Here is a 462-nt window from a genome sequence, read left to right as displayed (position 1 = left end):
CCCGCAAACGGGCCTGCTCGGGCGGCATCAGCCTGTGGATGCGCGTGACCTCGATCACCTGCTCCATGATGGTGGACGCGGGATTGAACGATGCGGCCGCACTTTGCGGCACATAGGCGATGTCGGTCCCGCGCAGCTTTGCCCTTTCCTTCTCGGAGAGCGCCGCCATGTTCTTGCCGTTGACGTTGATTTCGCCGCCCGTGATCTGGCATCCGGGCCGCGCGTGGCCCATGAGCGAGAGCGCCACTGTCGTCTTGCCGGAGCCGCTCTCGCCGATCAGCGCGATGATCTCGCCATCGGCGATATCGAGGCTGACGCCCTTGATGATTTCGACGACACGTCCGGCGTCCGTCGTCGCCTTGATCCTTAGGTTCCTGACCTCGACGAGATTGGTCATGCGTCACGGTCCCTGATCTTCTGCGGCAGGTTGTCGATCAGCAGGTTGACGCTGATGGTGAGGCT

Annotated in this window: 1 protein-coding gene; it reads right to left on the bottom strand. The window is 63.0% G+C overall.

Features of this window, described 5'->3' with window-relative positions; translation table 11 throughout:
* A partial coding sequence (locus EN852_RS35155; protein ID WP_135879625.1) for an ATP-binding cassette domain-containing protein occupies positions 1-397 on the bottom strand: 397 nt, incomplete at its 3' end.
* Positions 398-462 lie beyond the last annotated feature (65 nt).

Origin of the sequence: Mesorhizobium sp. M2E.F.Ca.ET.209.01.1.1 (assembly GCF_004010375.2) — a bacterium.
In the GTDB taxonomy this organism is placed as follows: domain Bacteria; phylum Pseudomonadota; class Alphaproteobacteria; order Rhizobiales; family Rhizobiaceae; genus Mesorhizobium.
The sequence above is the reverse complement of the archived record's forward strand: the minus strand, read 5'-3'. Positions and strand labels throughout refer to the sequence as shown.